Below are 18,413 nucleotides of genomic sequence, written 5' to 3'. Positions count from 1 at the left end.
TTTTGCGTTTACAGCAGCCCCGAAGCGCTGCTGCAAAAGCCATCAGCGCCGGCGCACTACTACACTACCAATGGAATAACCTGCACCGAAGGAGCATATAACACCCGTATCACCGGATATCAGGTCGTCTTTGTGCTTATGGAAGGCAATGATGGAGCCTGCTGAACTGGTGTTAGCGTATTCATCAAGGATAACCGGGGCTTCATCTTCCGTTGCGTCCCGGCCAAGCACCCTGCGGGCGATAAGCTGATTCATGTTCAGGTTCGCTTGATGCAGCCACATTCTGCGCAGATCGCCTGGCGCAAGTGACAGACTATCCAGATGGCTCTGGATGGTTTCGGCTACCAGTGGCGACACTTCCTTGAATACTTTACGACCCTGTTGGATAAACAGTTTATCAGGTTTACCAATACCGGATTCGTCCGCCCGGTTCAGGAAGCCAAAATTATTCCGGATATTATTGGAAAAGGTCGTTTTCAGGCGAGTGCCAAGAATCTCGAAGCCATGCCCGGGCTGGGTATCTTCTTCCCGCTCAACCAAAATCGCCGTGCAGGCATCACCAAAAATGAAATGGCTGTCCCGCTCACGGAAATTAAGGTGGCCAGAACAGATTTCCGGGCTTACAACCAGCACCGCCCGAGCTGAGCCACTTTCTACAGAGTTGACTGCAGCCTGCAAGCCAAACGTTGCTGAGCTGCATGCCACGTTCATGTCGTAGGCGAATCCTTCAATACCCAAAGCAGCCTGGACTTCAATAGAGACAGCAGGATAGGCGCGCTGCATGTTGGAACAGGCAACGATAACCGCATCTACATCAGAAGCCGTCTTGCCGGCCTGAGCCAGTGCTTCGTTGCAGGCCACAACCGCCATATCACATTGAACGGATTGCTCGTCGTTGCTGCGCTCCGGGATGTAGGGAGCCATGCGTTTCGGATCAATTATGCCCGTTTTGTCAATGACATGCCGACGCTTTATACCCGAGGCTTTCTCTATAAACGCTGAAGACGACGGCTGCAAAGCCTCTGTTTCACCGCGCTCAATGGCGTCCGCATGTTCCAAATTGTACATTTCGACATACTGGTTAAAGGCTTCGACCAGTTCATCGTTATCGATGGTTGCCGGCGGTGTGTACAGGCCGGTTCCGCTAATGACGGCTTTAATCACGCTAACCCCACGTCATGAATATGAAAATAAGAAGACAGGTAAATTGCTCTATCAGAAATACTAACACAGTCCGCAGAATTTGCCCGCCCCGCCTGGACTCGCAAACGCGGGGATTCGTTTGTCACACGCGAGTTAGCTGCCATTGTTTATCAAGGCGCTTGGCGGATACCGTCATAACAGTGCCCAATTGCTGAGCAAAAAACGATACGCGAAACTCCTCCAGCATCCAGCGGTAAATAACCAATTCCGGGTCCCGTACTCCTTGCCTTTGCTGTTCATCCCGCTTGCTCGCATAACGGCCCCAAAGCGGTTCCATAACATGCAGGAACTCTCTTTCACGGCCCATTTCTCTCGGCATTTTTTCAAGCCTTGCCAGGGCAGCTTCAAAATAGCGGCCAAACTCTGCTAACCACTCAGGTGGTGTAGCAACCAGAAAACCCGGATAAACAAGATTCTGCAGCTGAAACTTCAAGTCCGACATGCTGTTGGCCAAGGCGAGATTGATTTTGCCTTTCAGCTTCTTTGCTATTTTTTGGTAGCCCGTCATAGCCTGAAACAGACGCTCGTCGGCTTGCTCAAGGGCCGGTATAAAATCCCCCCTGTGCCGGTCAAACAGCGCATCAAATGCCGCCCGGGAATCGGGCATCTGATCGTTTAAAAAATGCGCCATTACCGTCGATAAAAGCAGGTCGTCGAGAAGCAACTTTGCCTTGCCAATGGGCGCAAACATCAAAGCCGATTGTTTAAACCGCGGGAGCTTGCGCTCCAGATCGTCCAGCGTATTGCCAAACCGATTGAGAATAAGACGTGCAATACCCTTACGGGTTGTATCCTCTGCAGTGAGCCGATCAAGACAACGAATTTCCTTCACCGATTTGCCCAAATCCTCAAGCGCCGGATACACCGTTATCTGCATACCGCCCTTTTCAGTTTGAACTTTGGCGGGCAACTCGCCAAATTCCCACTCGGTGTATTCGAGGGCAGGCTTTTTATCAGTAGCTTCGCTGGTTGCTGATGCCAGTGCCGCCTCGGCCCGCCCTTCAAGCTGATCCTGGAGTGTGGTAGCTTCGCGGCTTTCAGCTATCACCTTGCCACCATCCCCGAGCACCCTCAGATTCATTCGCAAGTGCCTTGGAAGTTCATCCCGAGGCCAGATTTCGGGATCAATACGCACACCTGTCATTCGGCGCAATTGCTCTCCCAATTGCAGAGCCAAAGGCTCATTGGAAGGCTGTAAGTTGGCAACGGCGGCATCAACAAAATCTGGCACTGGCACGAAATTGCGCCGCAGGGCTTTTGGAAGCCCTTTTACCAGCGCTATGCATTTCTCCCTTAAAAGCCCGGGCACCAGCCATTCCAGACGTCGGGAGGGAATCTGACGGAGTGCCATAAGCGGAACGTGGAGGGTAACGCCGTCCCGCTCACTGGTAGGCTCAAACTCATAACTGAGTGGGTAACGAACCCCTTCCCACTCCAGAAAATCCGGGTAGAGTTCGGCAGCCTGAGCATCTACCGGGCGCTGCAACACGTCTTCTTCGGTCAGTTCAAGGTTACGCAGTTCTTCCGCCGTCAGGCCTTTCCACCAGTTTTCAAAATGGCGACCGCTAACAATCTCTGCCGGTAAGCGCTCGTCATAAAAGCTGACCAGCACTTCATCGTCTACCAGCAGATCCCGCCGACGGGTTTTGCTCTCGAGGTTTTCGACACTGGTGAGCATCTCCCGGTTGCGCGCAATGAACGGCGCTTTCGAACGGTAATCGCCTACCACCAAGGCGTGGCGAATAAACAGGTTGCGGCATTCAACCGGGTCTATTTTGCTGAAGGCGATGCTGCGCTTGGGCACCACATCAAGGCCATAAAGGGTGACTTTTTCATACCCCATCACCTGGGCTCTCTTCTGCTCCCAGTGGGGTTCGAAATAATGATGCTTCACCACGTGGCCGGCGAGCGGCTCTATCCACTCAGGCTGAATCGCCGCCACCATACGAGCAAATACTCGGCTGGTTTCCACAATTTCAGTGGCCACAATCCACTTGGGCCCGGTTTTGGACACTTTTGAGCCCGGGAAGATCATCACTTTGCGATTCCGAGTGGCGAGGTATTCTTTTTTCTCCACCTTGGTGGCTACCTGGCCCAGAAGTCCCGCCAGAATCGCCTTGTGCATGGCTTCATAGGAGGCAGCTTCTTTGTTGAGAGCCAGCTTTTGCTCTCGGCAAATCAGGGTGAGTTGTCGGTGGATATCTCGCCATTCCCGCATACGCATCCAGCTCAGAAAACTCTTCTGGCATAGCTTTTTCAGCTGATTCTGACTCAATTCCTGGCGCTGCTCTTCGTAGAAATTCCAGATATTCAGCAAGGTAACAAAGTCGGACTCTTTATCATTGAAAGGCGCATGGGCCTGATCGGCCGCTTGCTGTTTGTCCTGTGGCCGCTCTCTGGGGTCCTGAACCGTTAGCCCGGCAATAATCACCAGAGTTTCTGCGAGACTACCGTGGTCTGCGGCAGTTACGAGCATTCTGGCAAGGCGCGGGTCCAGCGGCAGCTTGGACATAGTGCGACCAAGCTTTGTGACCCGGCGCTTGCCGTCTACCGCACTAAGCTCTTCAAGTAGCTTATAGCCATCATTAATCAGGCGTTTATCGGGCGCTTCTATAAACGGGAAGTGGCGGATTTCACCCAGGCCGGAAGTGGCCATTTGCAGAATAACCGCTGCCAGATTGGTGCGAAGAATTTCAGGATCTGTGTATTCGGGCCTGTTGAGAAAATCGGCTTCGTCGTACAGCCGAAAACAGATACCCGGCGCAACCCGGCCACAGCGCCCTGCCCGCTGGTTTGCACTGGCTTGAGAAACCGGCTCAATGGGGAGGCGCTGAATTTTGGAGCGAACACTATACCGGCTAAGACGTGCCACACCGGCGTCGATAACATAGCGGATCCCCGGCACTGTAAGTGAGGTTTCTGCCACGTTGGTGGAAAGCACTATTCTGCGGCCACTGTGATTCTGGAATACCCGGTTTTGTTCCTGATTGCTCAGCCGGGAATACAGAGGAAGCACTTCGGTGTGCCTGAGCTCCGCATGTCGCAACATCTTGCTCATGTTACGAATTTCGCGCTCGCCTGGCAGAAATATAAGCACATCTCCCGGCGGCAGCTTGGCACTGCGCTCATGCTGTTCGATTTCGTCCATTACCGCCAGCACGCCATCGTTCCAGCCTTGGTCCCGATCGTCTTCATCACCTGTTAATGGACGGTACTGGATATCCACAGGAAAGGTACGTCCGCTAACTTCCAGTACCGGGGCCTTGTTGAAGAATTCGCTGAAGCGTTCCACTTCAATGGTGGCAGAGGTGATAATAACTTTGAGGTCAGGACGTTTGGGCAGAAGCTGTTTGAGATAACCCAACAGAAAGTCGATGTTCAGGCTACGTTCGTGGGCCTCATCGATAATCAGCGTGTCGTAGCGCTTGAGGAAGCGATCGTGCTGAATCTCTGCCAGCAAAATCCCGTCGGTCATGACTTTGACACGGGTCTGCTCTGAGGTGTTATCGGTAAAACGTACCTGGTAGCCAATCTGATTGCCTACCTGCTCGCCAAGCTCTTCGGCAATTCGAGCTGCGACACTGCGGGCGGCGATACGTCTTGGCTGGGTATGGCCGATAAGGCCGCGAATGCCGCGGCCCATATTCATGCAGATTTTGGGTATTTGAGTGGTTTTACCCGATCCGGTCTCACCTGCAACGATGACAACCTGATGGTTCTCAATCGCTTCGCGGATGTCATCCACACGATCAGAAACCGGCAACCCTGCCGGAAAACTGATCGGTTTGTGCAGGGCCGCCCGAATATCAGCTCTTGAAGTCACCGTTATTACTTATTACCTGGTTCGTCGCGCAGCTCACGGCGCAGGATTTTACCTACGTTTGTTTTCGGAAGCTCATCGCGGAATTCAAAGAAGCGAGGCACCTTATAGGCTGTCAGTCGCTCACGGCAGAATTCTTTAAGTTCGTTTTCAGTGACACCCTCAGCTGAAGCAACCAGGTACACCTTGACCGCTTCGCCACTCTTGGCATCGGGAACACCCACTGCTGCACACTCAACCACCTTCGGGTGGCTGCTTACTACATCTTCAATCTCGTTCGGGTACACGTTAAACCCGGAAACGATAATCATGTCTTTCTTGCGATCGACGATACGGATATAGCCATCTTCCTGGATCACAGCAACGTCGCCAGTCTGAATATAGCCGTCTTCAGTGAAAGATTTGCGGGTATCCTCCGGGCGCTGCCAATAACCACGCATAACCTGAGGGCCTTTCACGCAAAGCTCGCCGGGCTCACCCAGCTTTGTTTCTTTGCCTTCATCATCAATGGTTTTCACCGACGTTGATGGTACCGGCAAGCCAATGGTTCCCAACTGAATGGCACTACGAGGGTTAAAGGTAACGACGGGCGAGGTTTCTGTCATACCGTAGCCTTCGGAGATAGGACAGCCAGTTACACGCTCCCACATTTTTGCGGTGTCACTGGTAAGTGCCATACCGCCAGAAGATGTGAGTTTAAGATGGCTGAAATCGAGGCTCTGGAATTCCTCGTTATTGCACAGCGCAACAAATAGTGTGTTCAGCCCGAGGAACGCGGTGAACTTGTGGTTCTTCAACTCTTTCACGAAGCCTGGTATATCACGGGGATTCGGGATCAGAATGTTGTGGCCACCGGCCTCGAGCATAATGCCGCAGTTCAGGGTGAACGAATAAATGTGGTACAGGGGCAGCGGTGCAATAACGACCTCCTGCCCTTCTATAACCGTGTCTTCCATCATCGGGCGAACCTGCAGAAGGTTCGCCACCAGATTAGCGTGAGTGAGCATGGCTCCCTTGGCCACGCCAGTTGTGCCACCGGTGTACTGAAGCACAGCAATATCGTCAGATTTAACCTGAACCGGAGTAAACGTCTCCCGGGCGCCAGCGCTGAGTACAGCCGGCAATTTGTGGGCCTGAGGGATGTTGAAAGGCGGCACCATCTTCTTCACATGCTTCACAACCGCGTTCATCAGAGTACGCTTGATGGGCGAATGCATATCAGCAATTTCAGTAACGATTACATGCTCAATACTGGTATGAGGCAGCACTTTTTCAGCGCTTTCAGCCATGTTGGCAAGCACTACCAGTGCTTTGGCACCAGAATCGTTAAACTGGTGTTCCATCTCGCGCGTGGTGTAAAGCGGGTTGGTGTTAACCACGATCAAGCCGGCACGCATGGCACCAAACACAACAACCGGATACTGAGCCAGGTTGGGCATTTGTACGGCAATACGATCGCCAGGCTTAAGATCGGTGTTATTTTGCAACCAGGCAGCAAAGTTACGTGTTTGGGTGTCCAGATCGCGATAGGTCAGAGTTGCACCAACAGCACTGAATGCTGGGCGGTCAGCGTATTTTTTAACCGCCTGCTCAAATACATCCACCATGCTGCTGTATTTGTTCAGATCCACCTCACGGGGAACACTGGCAGGGTATTTGTCTTGATAGAACTTCTCGAAATCCATCACCATCTCCTGTCTGGCGCTTCTGTTTATAGTGATTCACGAACATCGAGCGCCAGCCTGGTCAACTCGACATAAGTATCAGCCTTAAAAAAGTTGGGAGAGAATAGCAGTTTTGGTAACGTTGAGGTAGTTTCAAACGCCAACCCCAAAGACCAGTACTAACACGCCTTGATCATGGAGCAGATGATGAGCGACACCTTTGATACGCTTGAAAACATTACCTACAACGAGCTCAACGAGGGCGATACAGCAACGTTTACGCGATCACTAACAGAAAAAGAACTGGTGCTGTTCGCCGCTGTATCGGGAGATTTTAACCCGGTACACCTGGACCCTGAATATGCTGCGAGCTCTATGTTCGGAGAGCGTATCGCCCACGGTATGTGGAGTGGATCCTTGATTTCTGCAGCGCTTGCCACCGTTATGCCTGGCCCGGGCACGGTGTATCTGGAACAGAGCCTTTCATTCAAACGCCCGGTAAAACTGGACGACACGCTTACTGTTAATCTTACGGTACTAAGAAAAGAGCCCAAAAACCGGGTGGTCTTTCAGTGCGATGTGATAAACCAGAATGATCAAAAAGTAGTTACCGGTGAAGCCAAAGTGATTGCCCCGACGGAAAAGGTTGACCTTTATAAGCCAACACTGCCAAAAATCACCATAGATGGCTACGACTGACTACTCTTTATACAACCTCAGCCCGGAAGAAAATCAATCGGAAATCTAACCTTTCGGGCTTCCACATTAGCTGCGCCAAAGTTAAAAAGGCGCACCCGCATTGCAAGCTTTTGCTCCAGGGCCGGGTTATCAAGCTCTGAGCTTACAACCTTGCAGGCAGACACTGAGCCATCTGGCTGTATTACCAGCTCAAGCAAAACTTTACCGGCCAAGGTTGGGTCCTGTCGCAACTCTCTTTGATAAAGGGAGTACAGAGCTGTTTTGCCTGAGTCAAATACCTGGCGGATGTTACTCATTGCCCGCTCACCCACCGCAGGCGTCTGCTTGCGAGCTGGGGCGCTTGCCACAACCGGCGCTGGTTCCCGAGCAGCCTCCACCTTCCTTACTTCGTGCCCGGCAACCGCAACTTCAACTTGTGGTGCCTGTGCATCGCTTACACCACCGCTGGTTTTTAGTGCATTGCTATCCGGTATTGCCCCAGCCTTAACGCCGCTTTCAGCGCTTGCCATATGTCCTGTGTTGGCCTGAATTACAGGGGCAGCTGCAGCTGCTGGTTGGCGCATAGAGGCCAGGCGATCTCTCATATTTAACAAACCGGATCGGGATGCTTTTTCCCTTGCCTGCTCCACGCTCTGGCTTACCGGGATTGGCGAAGGTTGTGCGGGTATAGGTTTCACGACGGGCTTTACCACCTGGGCTTCGGGCTTCACCGGCTCAGGGACTGGCTCTGGCGGCGCAATTTCTTCAACAGGTTTGGGCGCAGGCTTCGTTATTGGCTCCGGCTTTACAAGCAGCTTGGCAAGCTGGGGAGGCACACTTTCAGCTTTTTCCCGCGCGGGCTCAGGTACATCTGTTGTCGTAATCACGGCTGCCAATGGAACGAAAAGCAAAAGCGCCACCACCGTGATCACGGTAAGACGCAAGCGTTCGCCCTCTTCCTTACTCCAGGACAGCGAAGACAAAGCCACATTACCCAAAGTATTGGTCAGGCCAATACTACTGCTGGCTGGCATTGAGTTCATAGCTGTCATCGCCGTGCACCGGGCTGTCCGCCAGAGTTAGCAACACCCAGGTTCTGACGAAATATCCGATGACGCTCAAGTACAAGGGCATCCAGTGGCTCAACCAGTTCCGGTGCGATGCTTTCCAGTTCTGCCCTTGGTCGGCGCGGCAAGGTAGGGGCTCGCCAGGGCAGTATGGTCAACACCCGCGGCTCATCCTCTCCGACATTTGCGGAAATACCTTCGATGCTCAAGCGTGCTGGTGAATTACTTTTGACACCTTTTAGCTGCGCCTCACTGCCTGACCCAGAGGCCGCCCAAAGAACAGGTGTAATCAAGGCAAATATGCCGGACAGACAAATAGGGCCAACCCGGCGTAACAGGGGGAAAAAACTGATCATGATTTAATCCAGCCTCCTTTCCAGATCTGCAATCCATCCGGTTACTTTTTTATCTTCATCAGCAGAAAGCCCTTGATAGCGCTGGTAATGGACAAGTGCTCTGTCGAGATCCAGCAAATAGAGTTCGGAAATGACCGCCAGGTTGTAATGCAGTTCCGCAACCTCCGGTGAGAGCTTAAGCCCATTCTCAAGCAATGCAGCGGCCTCATCGAAACGGTTTTTTTGTTTCAGCAGCAGGGCCAGGTTATTCACGATCACCGCATCGGCCGGATTAAGTTCAACCGCTAGATTCCAGGCCTCTATCGCCGCTGAAATATCTCCTTGTTCGTAGGCGATGGCGCCTTGCTGAACATGTACCTGAGCCTGCTGAGGATATAGCACAGGCGGTTTGCTCACTGGTTCCACAGGTGTTGAAGCACAGCCGAATAGCGCAGCCGCTGAGCCAACCAGAAAGCTCATAACCCAAAGCCGACGGAAAGTTTCACGCACCATCATTGCCTCCCTCAACTGACACACTCATCCAACGCATAGACCGCTGATAACGGCCAGGGTGCAACTCAGCAAGAACATTCAGACTCTTTTCCACCCAGGCATTGAAACCATTGGTCGCAATCCCTTGGTGGTTTTCAGAGTGCAATGCAATCGCACGCTCTTCAAATGGGTAGGCTTCTTCTTCCAGCAGCATGGCGTATTGCATCTGCTCGAGTTCATTCAACTCAGGCGGTGGCGTTGACGCCATGAGATCACTAGCCATAATGCGGTGAAGCTCGGCCCTGCGATACAGGGACTCAGGTAAAACCTCAGAACCTCCAAGAGATTCTGCATTGCGGAAATAGGTTTGCGCTCTTTCCATGGCCACCTGTTTATCGGCCAGTGATTTCTCAAGCGGTATATCGAGTTCAATTCCAGCAAACTCTCTAGCGGCTTCAGCACCAAGAGTCAGTGCACCCTGTGCTGCCCACTGCAAGGTTTGCTCTGAGTGCCACCGGCTTTGCAGCTCCGCAGAAACCAGGTCAACGCGCCACTGTGTTGTACGTCTACCGGACTCTATCAAGCGCTGACGCATAGTCTGCAGGCGAATGTGTTCCTCGGCATCTTCAGCTACAGGGCTTGATGCAAGGTAATCTATGTATATGGCATCGCGCTGATCATTTGCTTCTGCCGCATGGAACAATTCCGCAGCCCGAAGCCGGTAGGACAAAGCACCTTCACCCGTGGCAATTGACTGGCCGTTATCAATATACCCATCCGCCATATCCATCAGTTCTCCGGCTGCGCGAACGGGTTGGCCTGAAGCCGTGTAGGCCAACACCAATTTCTCGCTGATATCTGACGCCAGGGCGTGGCTTGAGTAATCTGCTCTGAAACGGTTTAGCTCGTTGATTGCGGGCTGCCATTCTGATGCTCTGAGCAGCGTATTCGCCGCATCAAAACGCCCTTTTATAGCTATTTCAGAACCAGGCAATACCGTCTCAATGCGCTGAAAGTGCGCAACTGCTATCGCAGGCTTACCAGCTTCAGCAGCCTGCTCACCCTGGCGATAGATCACGGTAGCAAGTTGCTGTTGCAGTTCCGGCATTTCCTGTTTCATGGCGGCGGTTGCGGATTCACCTGCAGCCAATGCCAAGGCCTCACGCCAAGCTCTTTCGGCAAGGCCGTACTCCAACATATTTTGACGCACCTGTGCCGTAACCAGCCATCCGGCGTAGCGCACTTTGGGCCCGGACTGTTCGTGGGTAACGGCTCGCACAGCATAGTTCAAAGCCTGTTCATCATTGCCTGCCTCAAGCCAACGGTTGGCCACATAGGCGAGCAACTCTGGTGCGCGAGGATCAGCACCATGCTGCGCCGTGAACCGATCCGTTTCGACGGCGAGTTCGTTCAGGTCCGGCCTGTATTCCGAAGGCGCCAGTTCACCACTAACACCTGCCCTGATCAGGGCAACTGCTGCCCACCCAGCATCTGCCGTGTGTTCGTAACCCGGTACATCGTAGGCAGCAAACCGATAATTTTTAAGGGCGGCAGGATATGCTTCGGCCTGCAGCCACGCATCGCCAGCAAGTCGGTAGAACTCTCCGGCCGCCGGGCTGCGGCTTGCCAAACCTTCATAGTAGGTAGCGGCTGAGGCATAGTTACGGGCAGCAACACTGCCACTCCCTGCACCGCCCTCCGTGTAGTAAAAATCAGCGAGAACCCGACTGAAATCCCGCCATTTTGTACGGTAGCGTTCCTCAAGAGCGGCGTAATCGCTTTGATTATCAAACAGCGCAACATAGTCAGCCATGGCCGCTCTGGCTTTTACCGGCTGGCTGGCCTGGTTCCATACATCAACCACCTGCGCCATGAAGCCGGCACGCTGGGGGTGTGAGGGGAAGTAAGTCGCAAAAGCGCGGTTAGTGGCTACACTTTCCTCTGCGTTACCTTGCACCGCATAGAGATCCGCAAGGCGATCAAACGCCAGCGGAGTCCATGAGCGCAAAGGTGTCGGCTGTAACCAAGCCATCAAGGTTTCTGCGCCATTGCGCTGGCTGGCCATCAGCGCAAGTATGCGAAGCGTGTCGTCAATACTATCCACACTGGATTCAGACACTTGATGCAGGCTTTCAGTGTTTGGCAAGGACTCGTCAAGAACCGCCACAAATCGCTTTCCAGCGCGTTCCCAGGCATGTGGCCCTTGCTTGTAGAGCGACCATCCGAGCATATAGCGAGCTTTATTTCTCAAGTCGCCAGCATCAGCTTTGCCGTCAACGAGATTGCGGTATCCCGACTCAGCTTCTATATAGCTACCTGCAGCAAACGCCGACTCTGCAACCCGGAACCAAGCCTCAGGTACCAGAGCTGAATCCGGGTAGAGACCCACCAACTGTTGAAGGCGTTTGACAGACGCCTCGTTTTGACCGGTCAGAGCATGGGCTTTGGCCATCTGATATAGAAGCTCGTCCAAGCGACCGCCAAACGCTCCCCGCTCAAGAATGGATTCATAACTTTCGATGGCCTGCTGATACACTACCGCTTCTTCAGCAGGACTGAACCCTATGTCCTGGCCGGAGCGATCGCGAATATTGGTAAGGCGGTTTAATGCATCCACTCGTACAGACGGCTCATCCGTTGTGCTGAACAGTTTCTGATAGCGCCTGGCAACCTCGGCTGGTGAAATCGCCGGAAGCGGCCTGGTTTCGAACTTCAGAAACACCGGACGCATATCTGCAATGGTTTCGCCGTCTTTTCCCAGCTCTACACGAAACGATTCCTGCCCGCTGGCGACACCACAGAACAAACAAAAAGGCAGAAGCAAAGCCTTTAAACCTTTCATCGCGTTTGCTCCCCGGAATCCAGTTCCTGCAATGCCAGGTATTCATAAAGATGGGCAATCTGCTGCTCGGTTTTATCCAGGGCATACACCATTTTTTGATCTTGCGCGGCAACAAAATCCAGTGCAAGGCGATCCAACAAGTTTTCAGCTTGAATACGTAAAGCCGAAACGGATTCGAGGTGTGCAAGCGTCTTGTTACGCAGTTCATCGCTGTCAGCGAGCAATCCTCGCAGGTTGTCAGAGCGCCTATCTGTCACACTTCCCGGTTTATCAAGCTCCTCAGTTAAGGCGCTGATAAATACACCAAGATCCTGCGCGTTGCGTTCGAGATCAGCCGCTATTTGTGCCAGTTTTGCAACCCGGTCGACCGCTAACTGTGCAGCCGGCTGTTCCATCATGGTCAGTAAATAGGCCATGCGTGGCTGGGTTAGCGTGCGACTGTCAGCAAGAAACCATTCCACCTTCGGGCTACCCAAGGTTGTTTTACCAGACCCTGCCCTTCCGGCTCCTGCGGCAGCTGTATTCTGACTTCTCGCATCCAGTACCAGTGCCTTGTAAGCACCCTGATCTTCAATCTGGGTAGCCAAGGCACGCAAAGTAACCCGCTCGCCCTCGTAGGCTGCATTTGCTGCCAGGTAGGCTTCGCCGGCCTGCCCAAGATACCCTGAGAGGTCATAACCGCGCCCCATGCCTATCCAGGCGTAAGCAACCCCCGGGTATGCCAATGGATATTTTTTAGCGCGGTGCCAGCTCTGCATCGCGGCGCGGTGATTGCCTTGCTCCGCCAGTGCCAAACCGTGCAAATAAAGCGCCTGGGGCGTTTTGTGGCTATCGAGTGGTATTTTTTCAAGGAAACCAATGGCCTTCTCATAATCCGCGCTTGTGTAGGCAAGGTACCCGGCGCGCAGAAGGATACGGCTGCGCAGTGCTGATTTTCTGTGAACATCCGTGTCTTTATCAGCCATCGCCAGGGCCACACGCAGCGCGACAAGCGCCCGTGAAGGTTTCAGATCGTTGCGGGCATAATCCGCCGAAAGGTTCAGATAGCCAACCGCTGACCAGTAACCCTCATCCATTGTCGCAAGGATTTTGCCTGCACCTTCAGCATCGCCGCGGGTCCGGGCAGCTTCGGCTTTTTCGTAAAGTTTTTGCTGATTTGATTTTGGGGCGGTATCGGTTTGAGAGCCTGCATTCCAGCTAGTAGCGGCCTGAGCAAACTGATCAAGGCCTGCCTTAAGTGCCGAGGGATCCGGCTGGGCAGCGTGGGCTGGTGCCAGCAGTATGCCGAACAGGAAAGTGGGAAGCACGACATAGCTCAGCAAGAACACCCTCATGACTGGCTACTTCCACTCAATAAATGAAACACGGGGTTCGTAATCGGGCGCATTGGCTTCCAGAGCCATCTCCAAACGTAGCTCACCCGGCCGCTTCTTGAAACTGTGGGAGGATTCTCTGCGCACAAAACGGTCATTGGCTGCCCGGGCCGTAATCACCGCCTGCAGTTCGTGAGCGCCATTGACCAGATTACCCATGAACAACTGCTGAATTCCGCCCTGTTTCAGCGACCTGCTTTCGGCGGGCGTGTAAAGATGAGAAACCGCAGGTTTTCCGTTAACAAACAACTCCACCGAATCCAGATCCAGCCCGTCCCGGCTGCCTAGCGTCAGAAACACCGAAACACGGGTATCAACCAGCTGTCGCACTTTTTGCTCGAGCGTGGCCATATCTTTTGCGGTAGCGGAGGTTTCGGCTTTGAGTGTTTCGATTTCATCATCGAGGGGTGAAGCTGCAACCGGGTTCAACCCAATCAGCAACATCACGAGGAGGCTTGCACTCATTGCCTTAACGAATCCACTCCCCTGGCCGCGCCGGCATCCTTGTGTTTTGTTCAGGCCGAACATAAGCCTATTACTCCCACCGTCTCAGTTACAAGCTGACAGGAAGAGTAACACTTGGTAACCGGCAAGAACGGTATGCAGATCACCAAATCGGAAACCCGGCGCCCCAGCCTAACTATCGGAGTGCTTGCGTGGAAAGCGTCGAGTTATTTGACACAGGGCATTTGGCCATTGAGGGAAACGTAACGAAGCAAGGGCTCAATCAATTGATAACTATCTGTATATTTTCAGATTTATATTTCTGGCCCTATATTTGCTAATTATAAAAAGCGGGGATACGTTGTTAACGCCCCCGCTTGATATGCCGAGCTTTGCCGATGTCTCAACCGCATCGGCTTTTTTATTTGCTCAAATGCTTCATGGCCGACTCCAGCCCCTCCACAGTGAGCGGATACATATGGTTATTTACCAATTGCTTGGTCATTCCCAGAGAACCGCCGGTTCCCCAATAGCCTTCGGGTAACGGGTTGATCCACACCACCTTGCGGAAATGCTCACTGATGCGCTGAAACCAGGTCGCACCAGCCTCTTCGTTCCAGTGCTCAATCGAACCGCCAGCATGGGAAATTTCATAGGGTGCCATGGTGGCATCGCCCACGAAGATAACCTTGTAGTCTGGCGAATACTTATGAAGGATGTCCCAGGTGCTGGTTGTCTCGTTCATGCGCCGTATATTGCTCTTCCACAAACTTTCATAAACGAAGTTGTGAAAGTAGAAATACTCCATGTGCTTGAACTCCATGCGCGCAGCGGAGAACAGCTCCTCACACACCCGAACGTGGGGGTCCATGGAACCACCCACATCGAAAAATATCAGCACCTTTACCGCATTATGGCGCTCCGGAACCATTTTCAGATCCAGATACCCCGCGTTTCTGGCCGTTGACCGAATGGTATCGTCCAGATCAAGCTTATCTGCTGCGCCTTGGCGGGCGAACTTGCGTAGGCGTCTGAGCGCTACCTTGATGTTACGGATACCAAGGGTGACACTGTCGTCCAGATCCTTGAATTCGCGTTTTTCCCAAACTTTGACTGCACGGCCGTGACGGCCTTTTTTCTGACCAATACGGAAACCTTCAGGGTTGTATCCATCGGCACCAAAGGGTGATGTACCACCGGTACCAATCCACTTGTTACCGCCCGCATGGCGCTCTTTTTGCTCTTCCATGCGTTTTTTGAAGGTTTCAATCAGCTCTTCGAGGCCACCCAGAGAATCAATCTTGGCCTTTTCCTCTTCTGTCAGGTTTTTCTCGAACTCGGCACGCAACCAATCATCGGGAATCAGCGCTTCCAGCATCTGATCAAGATGCTCGATGCCTTCAAAATAGGATTTGAAGGCCAGATCAAACTTGTCGAAGTGGCGCTCGTCTTTCACAAGGCACAAACGCGCGAGGTAATAGAACTCTTCCATATCCGCAAATGCCAGGCGCTGTTGTAACGCCTCCAGCAGATCGAGGAATTCACGCAGGCTGGCAGGCACCTTGGCCCGCCGCACTTCGAGAAAGAAATCAATCAACATAAAACCGCACTCTTGCCGAATTTCAGCCGCGACGGCGGGCCATAAATGCTAACTTTTGCAACAGGTGTACGTCTTGTTCGTTTTTAACCAGAGCACCGTACAGAGGTGGTAGCGCTGAGCTGCTGTCCTTTTCCTGTAACATCTTGGCGGTCAATTCGTCTGCCATCAGTAGCTTAAGCCAGTCAATCAATTCAGAGGTGGAGGGCTTTTTCTTCAGGCCCGGTACCTTGCGCACATCAAAGAAGACTTCCAGTGCGTCTTTCACTACCTGCTGCTGAATACCCGGGAAGTGTACATCCACGATGCTCTTCATGGTGTCATGATCCGGGAAGCTGATGTAATGGAAGAAACAACGGCGCAGGAAGGCGTCGGGCAGTTCTTTTTCGTTGTTGCTGGTGATTACGATGATAGGACGCTTCTTTGCTCTTACGAACTGCTGGGTTTCGTATACGTAGAACTCCATGCGATCGAGTTCCAGCAATAGATCGTTGGGGAACTCGATATCTGCCTTATCGATCTCATCAATCAGCAGAACGACCTGTTCGTCAGCTTCGAAAGCCTCCCAAAGCTTACCCTTGACGATGTAGTTGCTGATGTCTTTAACCTTCTCATCACCCAACTGGGAATCCCGCAAACGAGATACCGCATCATATTCATACAAGCCCTGCTGAGCCTTGGTGGTTGATTTGATATGCCAGGGAATCAACTTCATGCCCAGCGAGCTGGCCATTTCTTCGGCCAGCAGGGTTTTGCCGGTGCCGGGCTCGCCTTTGATCAGCAGCGGGCGTTGCAGCGTAATAGCCGCATTTACGGCCATTTGAAGGTCAGCAGTGGCTACGTAATTTTCGGTACCGGTAAACTTCATGCGTAGAGTTCCTGTTAGTTACTTTTTCTGTTCATCATCTGGCTTTTCGTCCAGATCATCAGGTAATTCGTAATCGGGTAAATCGTCAAATTCGGACAGGTCAAAATCATCCAGACCGAACTCTTCGTCATCATCGTCGTCTGCCGGTTCCGTCAACTCGGGAATTGCCTCTTCGGGCTCCACTAACGTATCCGCAACCGGTATATCCTCTTCCCCTGGCTCAAGCACAGGCTCCGGCTCAAGCACTGGTTCAGGTTCAGGTTCAGGCTCAGGCTCAGGCTCAGGCTCAGGCTCAGGCTCAGGCTCAGGCTCAGGCTCAGGCTCAGGCTCAGGCTCAGGCATTATTATCGGAGTTTCCGCTTCGATATTGGCCATTTCCTGTTGCAATTCATTCAAGCCTTCAGCCTCTTCATCGGTTGTCATATCAGCAGACGATCCACTGCGGCGCTTGCGTATCAGCAGGAAAATCAACAGTGCGAGAACCACTAGAGCTCCGGCACCCGCGCCGATCATCGATAACGGCACTGGCAGTTCACCTGACTCATCCTCAGGCTCAGCTTCAGCCAAAGGTTCTGGGTCTGTTTGTGCTGACGGCTCAGCAGCAACCTCAGGCTCCACAGCCGGCTCGGGTTCGACAGCCTGTTCCGCCACCGGCGCGGGTGGTAAATTTTCCACCTCTTCAACCATGCTTGTATCTATCGGGGCCCCAATGGAGGATTCAACCATTCCCGTGGGCACTATAAATTCAGTTGTAGCGCTAAATTTGCGTGCGAAGGTTTTGCCATCTGCAACCACATCTATGCGGTACAAGCCTTCGGTCGGCAGCTTACTGATGGTATCCGTGTATTCACCATCCGCAGGCGGCCGATCAGCTGAGAGTGATTTTCTGCCGCTTCGGCCGTCTTCAGAGGTCAAGCTGAGCGTTACACTCAATACGTTGAGAAATTCTGCATTGGTTAATTTTTTTGCTTCTTCAAAGAATGCCACCCGGATATCCACAGGCGATTCGGCAGTAAAGGTTGCCGGTATGGGGCTGACCACCATTCTCAGATCACTGACCACGGTAACGCGACTGCCCTCACCCAGTTCACCGGTTACGCGCCACTCACCAGCGTCCGGTTCGGTAATGGTCACCAGGTCGTATGCAGCTTCCCGGGCCCAACGTACGTTATCCGGTTGTGCAGAGTAGAGAAGAGTTTCACCGTCAGGCTTGACCAACTCCAGAACAGCTGGCGCGTTCTCACCCCGCTCTTCCGAATACGCTGTTTCACCACGAAAGATCAGCGCGGTGAACTCTTTTACCCCGGCATCGACGGTAAACGCATTACCTTCAATCGGTATCTGCTCTTGGGGGGCGGCTGTATTCAGGGCGTCAAGAAAAGCCAGATTAAGGGATTCAGCTGATTCTACAATGCGGAAACTGCCGTTTGATTTCTCTGCAAGGGTTTTCAGGAATGCCGCATCAGCCTGATTCGACAGGCCAACCGGATGAAAGGTAGCACCTTTCGCCACAAGGCTGTCCAGCAGTTTCCCAAGGATACGTTTCTCTTCAGCCTGATTTACTTCGGCAGTGTCTGAAATATCCACTTTACCGTCTGTCAGTAAGATGAAGTGGGTATTTTGGAGGGTGCCACCCGTTACATAATCGTCGCTGGCAACTTCAATAGCCTTACCAAGATTAGTACGCAAGGCTACAGAGTTTATTTGTTGCGTACGATCAATTGCCAGCTGGCGCCAGGTATCGTCCACTTCGCCATGGGGAACGAGCATGTTGACATACTGACCAAAGGTCCACACACCGGCGGTACTGCCTTCAGGGATAATCCTGGCCAGCAACCTTACGGCAGGTTGGCGCAGGTTATTTGGGTCGGTCTCTTTCATGGAGCCTGAGATGTCGACAATAATCCGGACATCCGGGCTTTCTGGCAGAGTCAGCTTTGTGGCCTCTTGTCCCCACAAAGCTGCAGGCAACCACAAAGCAGTAAACAAAATCAGCGAAAGGAATCTTGGCATTGTTGTTCTCGGAGGAA

Annotated in this window: 13 protein-coding genes; 1 reads left to right on the top strand and 12 read right to left on the bottom strand. The window is 52.7% G+C overall.

The window, feature by feature from the left end; translation table 11 throughout:
* Positions 1-42 precede the first annotated feature (42 nt).
* From RKA07_RS10035 to RKA07_RS10025, 3 genes are all read right to left on the bottom strand, one after another.
* Positions 43-1,164, bottom strand: a complete 1,122-nt coding sequence (locus RKA07_RS10035) for a beta-ketoacyl-ACP synthase III (RefSeq protein WP_310966250.1) — start codon at positions 1,162-1,164, stop codon at positions 43-45.
* Positions 1,165-1,285: 121 nt separating this feature from the next.
* Positions 1,286-5,026, bottom strand: coding sequence for an ATP-dependent RNA helicase HrpA (hrpA, locus tag RKA07_RS10030; RefSeq protein WP_310966249.1), 3,741 nt, complete (start codon positions 5,024-5,026; stop codon positions 1,286-1,288).
* A 5-nt stretch (positions 5,027-5,031) separates the two neighbouring features.
* Positions 5,032-6,708 (bottom strand): AMP-binding protein, encoded by a 1,677-nt coding sequence (locus RKA07_RS10025; RefSeq protein ID WP_200369494.1) that lies wholly within the window; start codon positions 6,706-6,708, stop codon positions 5,032-5,034.
* 186 nt (positions 6,709-6,894) lie between these two features.
* On the opposite strand from RKA07_RS10025, the gene RKA07_RS10020 reads away from it, so the two are divergent.
* Positions 6,895-7,386, top strand: a complete 492-nt coding sequence (locus tag RKA07_RS10020) for a MaoC/PaaZ C-terminal domain-containing protein (protein ID WP_200200804.1) — start codon at positions 6,895-6,897, stop codon at positions 7,384-7,386.
* A 17-nt stretch (positions 7,387-7,403) separates the two neighbouring features.
* Here the strand turns inward: RKA07_RS10020 and RKA07_RS10015 are convergent, their stop codons facing one another.
* The 9 genes from RKA07_RS10015 to RKA07_RS09975 form a co-directional block, all read right to left on the bottom strand.
* Positions 7,404-8,408: an AgmX/PglI C-terminal domain-containing protein gene (locus RKA07_RS10015; protein ID WP_310966248.1), complete on the bottom strand. Its 1,005-nt coding sequence runs from the start codon at positions 8,406-8,408 to the stop codon at positions 7,404-7,406.
* 5 nt (positions 8,409-8,413) lie between these two features.
* Complete coding sequence (locus tag RKA07_RS10010) at positions 8,414-8,788, bottom strand: hypothetical protein (RefSeq protein WP_200369493.1); 375 nt, start codon at positions 8,786-8,788, stop codon at positions 8,414-8,416.
* A 3-nt stretch (positions 8,789-8,791) separates the two neighbouring features.
* On the bottom strand, positions 8,792-9,280 hold the full coding sequence (locus RKA07_RS10005; protein WP_227714603.1) for a tetratricopeptide repeat protein: 489 nt from the start codon (positions 9,278-9,280) through the stop codon (positions 8,792-8,794).
* Positions 9,270-12,101, bottom strand: a complete 2,832-nt coding sequence (locus RKA07_RS10000) for a tetratricopeptide repeat protein (RefSeq protein WP_310966247.1) — start codon at positions 12,099-12,101, stop codon at positions 9,270-9,272. The genes RKA07_RS10005 and RKA07_RS10000 overlap by 11 nt, the downstream gene beginning before the upstream one ends.
* Positions 12,098-13,435 carry a tetratricopeptide repeat protein gene (locus tag RKA07_RS09995; protein ID WP_200369491.1) on the bottom strand — a complete coding sequence of 446 codons (1,338 nt, stop codon included), beginning with the start codon at positions 13,433-13,435 and terminating at the stop codon, positions 12,098-12,100. The genes RKA07_RS10000 and RKA07_RS09995 overlap by 4 nt, the downstream gene beginning before the upstream one ends.
* Before the next feature lie 6 nt (positions 13,436-13,441).
* Positions 13,442-13,939, bottom strand: coding sequence for an AraC family transcriptional regulator (locus RKA07_RS09990; protein WP_310966246.1), 498 nt, complete (start codon positions 13,937-13,939; stop codon positions 13,442-13,444).
* A gap of 400 nt (positions 13,940-14,339) precedes the next feature.
* Positions 14,340-15,518, bottom strand: a complete 1,179-nt coding sequence (locus tag RKA07_RS09985) for a vWA domain-containing protein (RefSeq protein WP_310966245.1) — start codon at positions 15,516-15,518, stop codon at positions 14,340-14,342.
* 22 nt (positions 15,519-15,540) lie between these two features.
* Positions 15,541-16,383, bottom strand: coding sequence for an AAA family ATPase (locus RKA07_RS09980; RefSeq protein WP_200369490.1), 843 nt, complete (start codon positions 16,381-16,383; stop codon positions 15,541-15,543).
* Positions 16,384-16,401: 18 nt separating this feature from the next.
* On the bottom strand, positions 16,402-18,396 hold the full coding sequence (locus tag RKA07_RS09975; protein ID WP_310966243.1) for a VWA domain-containing protein: 1,995 nt from the start codon (positions 18,394-18,396) through the stop codon (positions 16,402-16,404).
* Positions 18,397-18,413: the final 17 nt, after the last annotated feature.

Origin of the sequence: Marinobacter xiaoshiensis, assembly GCF_031631795.1 — a bacterium.
In the GTDB taxonomy this organism is placed as follows: domain Bacteria; phylum Pseudomonadota; class Gammaproteobacteria; order Pseudomonadales; family Oleiphilaceae; genus Marinobacter; species Marinobacter xiaoshiensis.
Note: the sequence above shows the minus strand (reverse complement) of the source record. Positions and strands in the feature narration are given on the sequence as shown.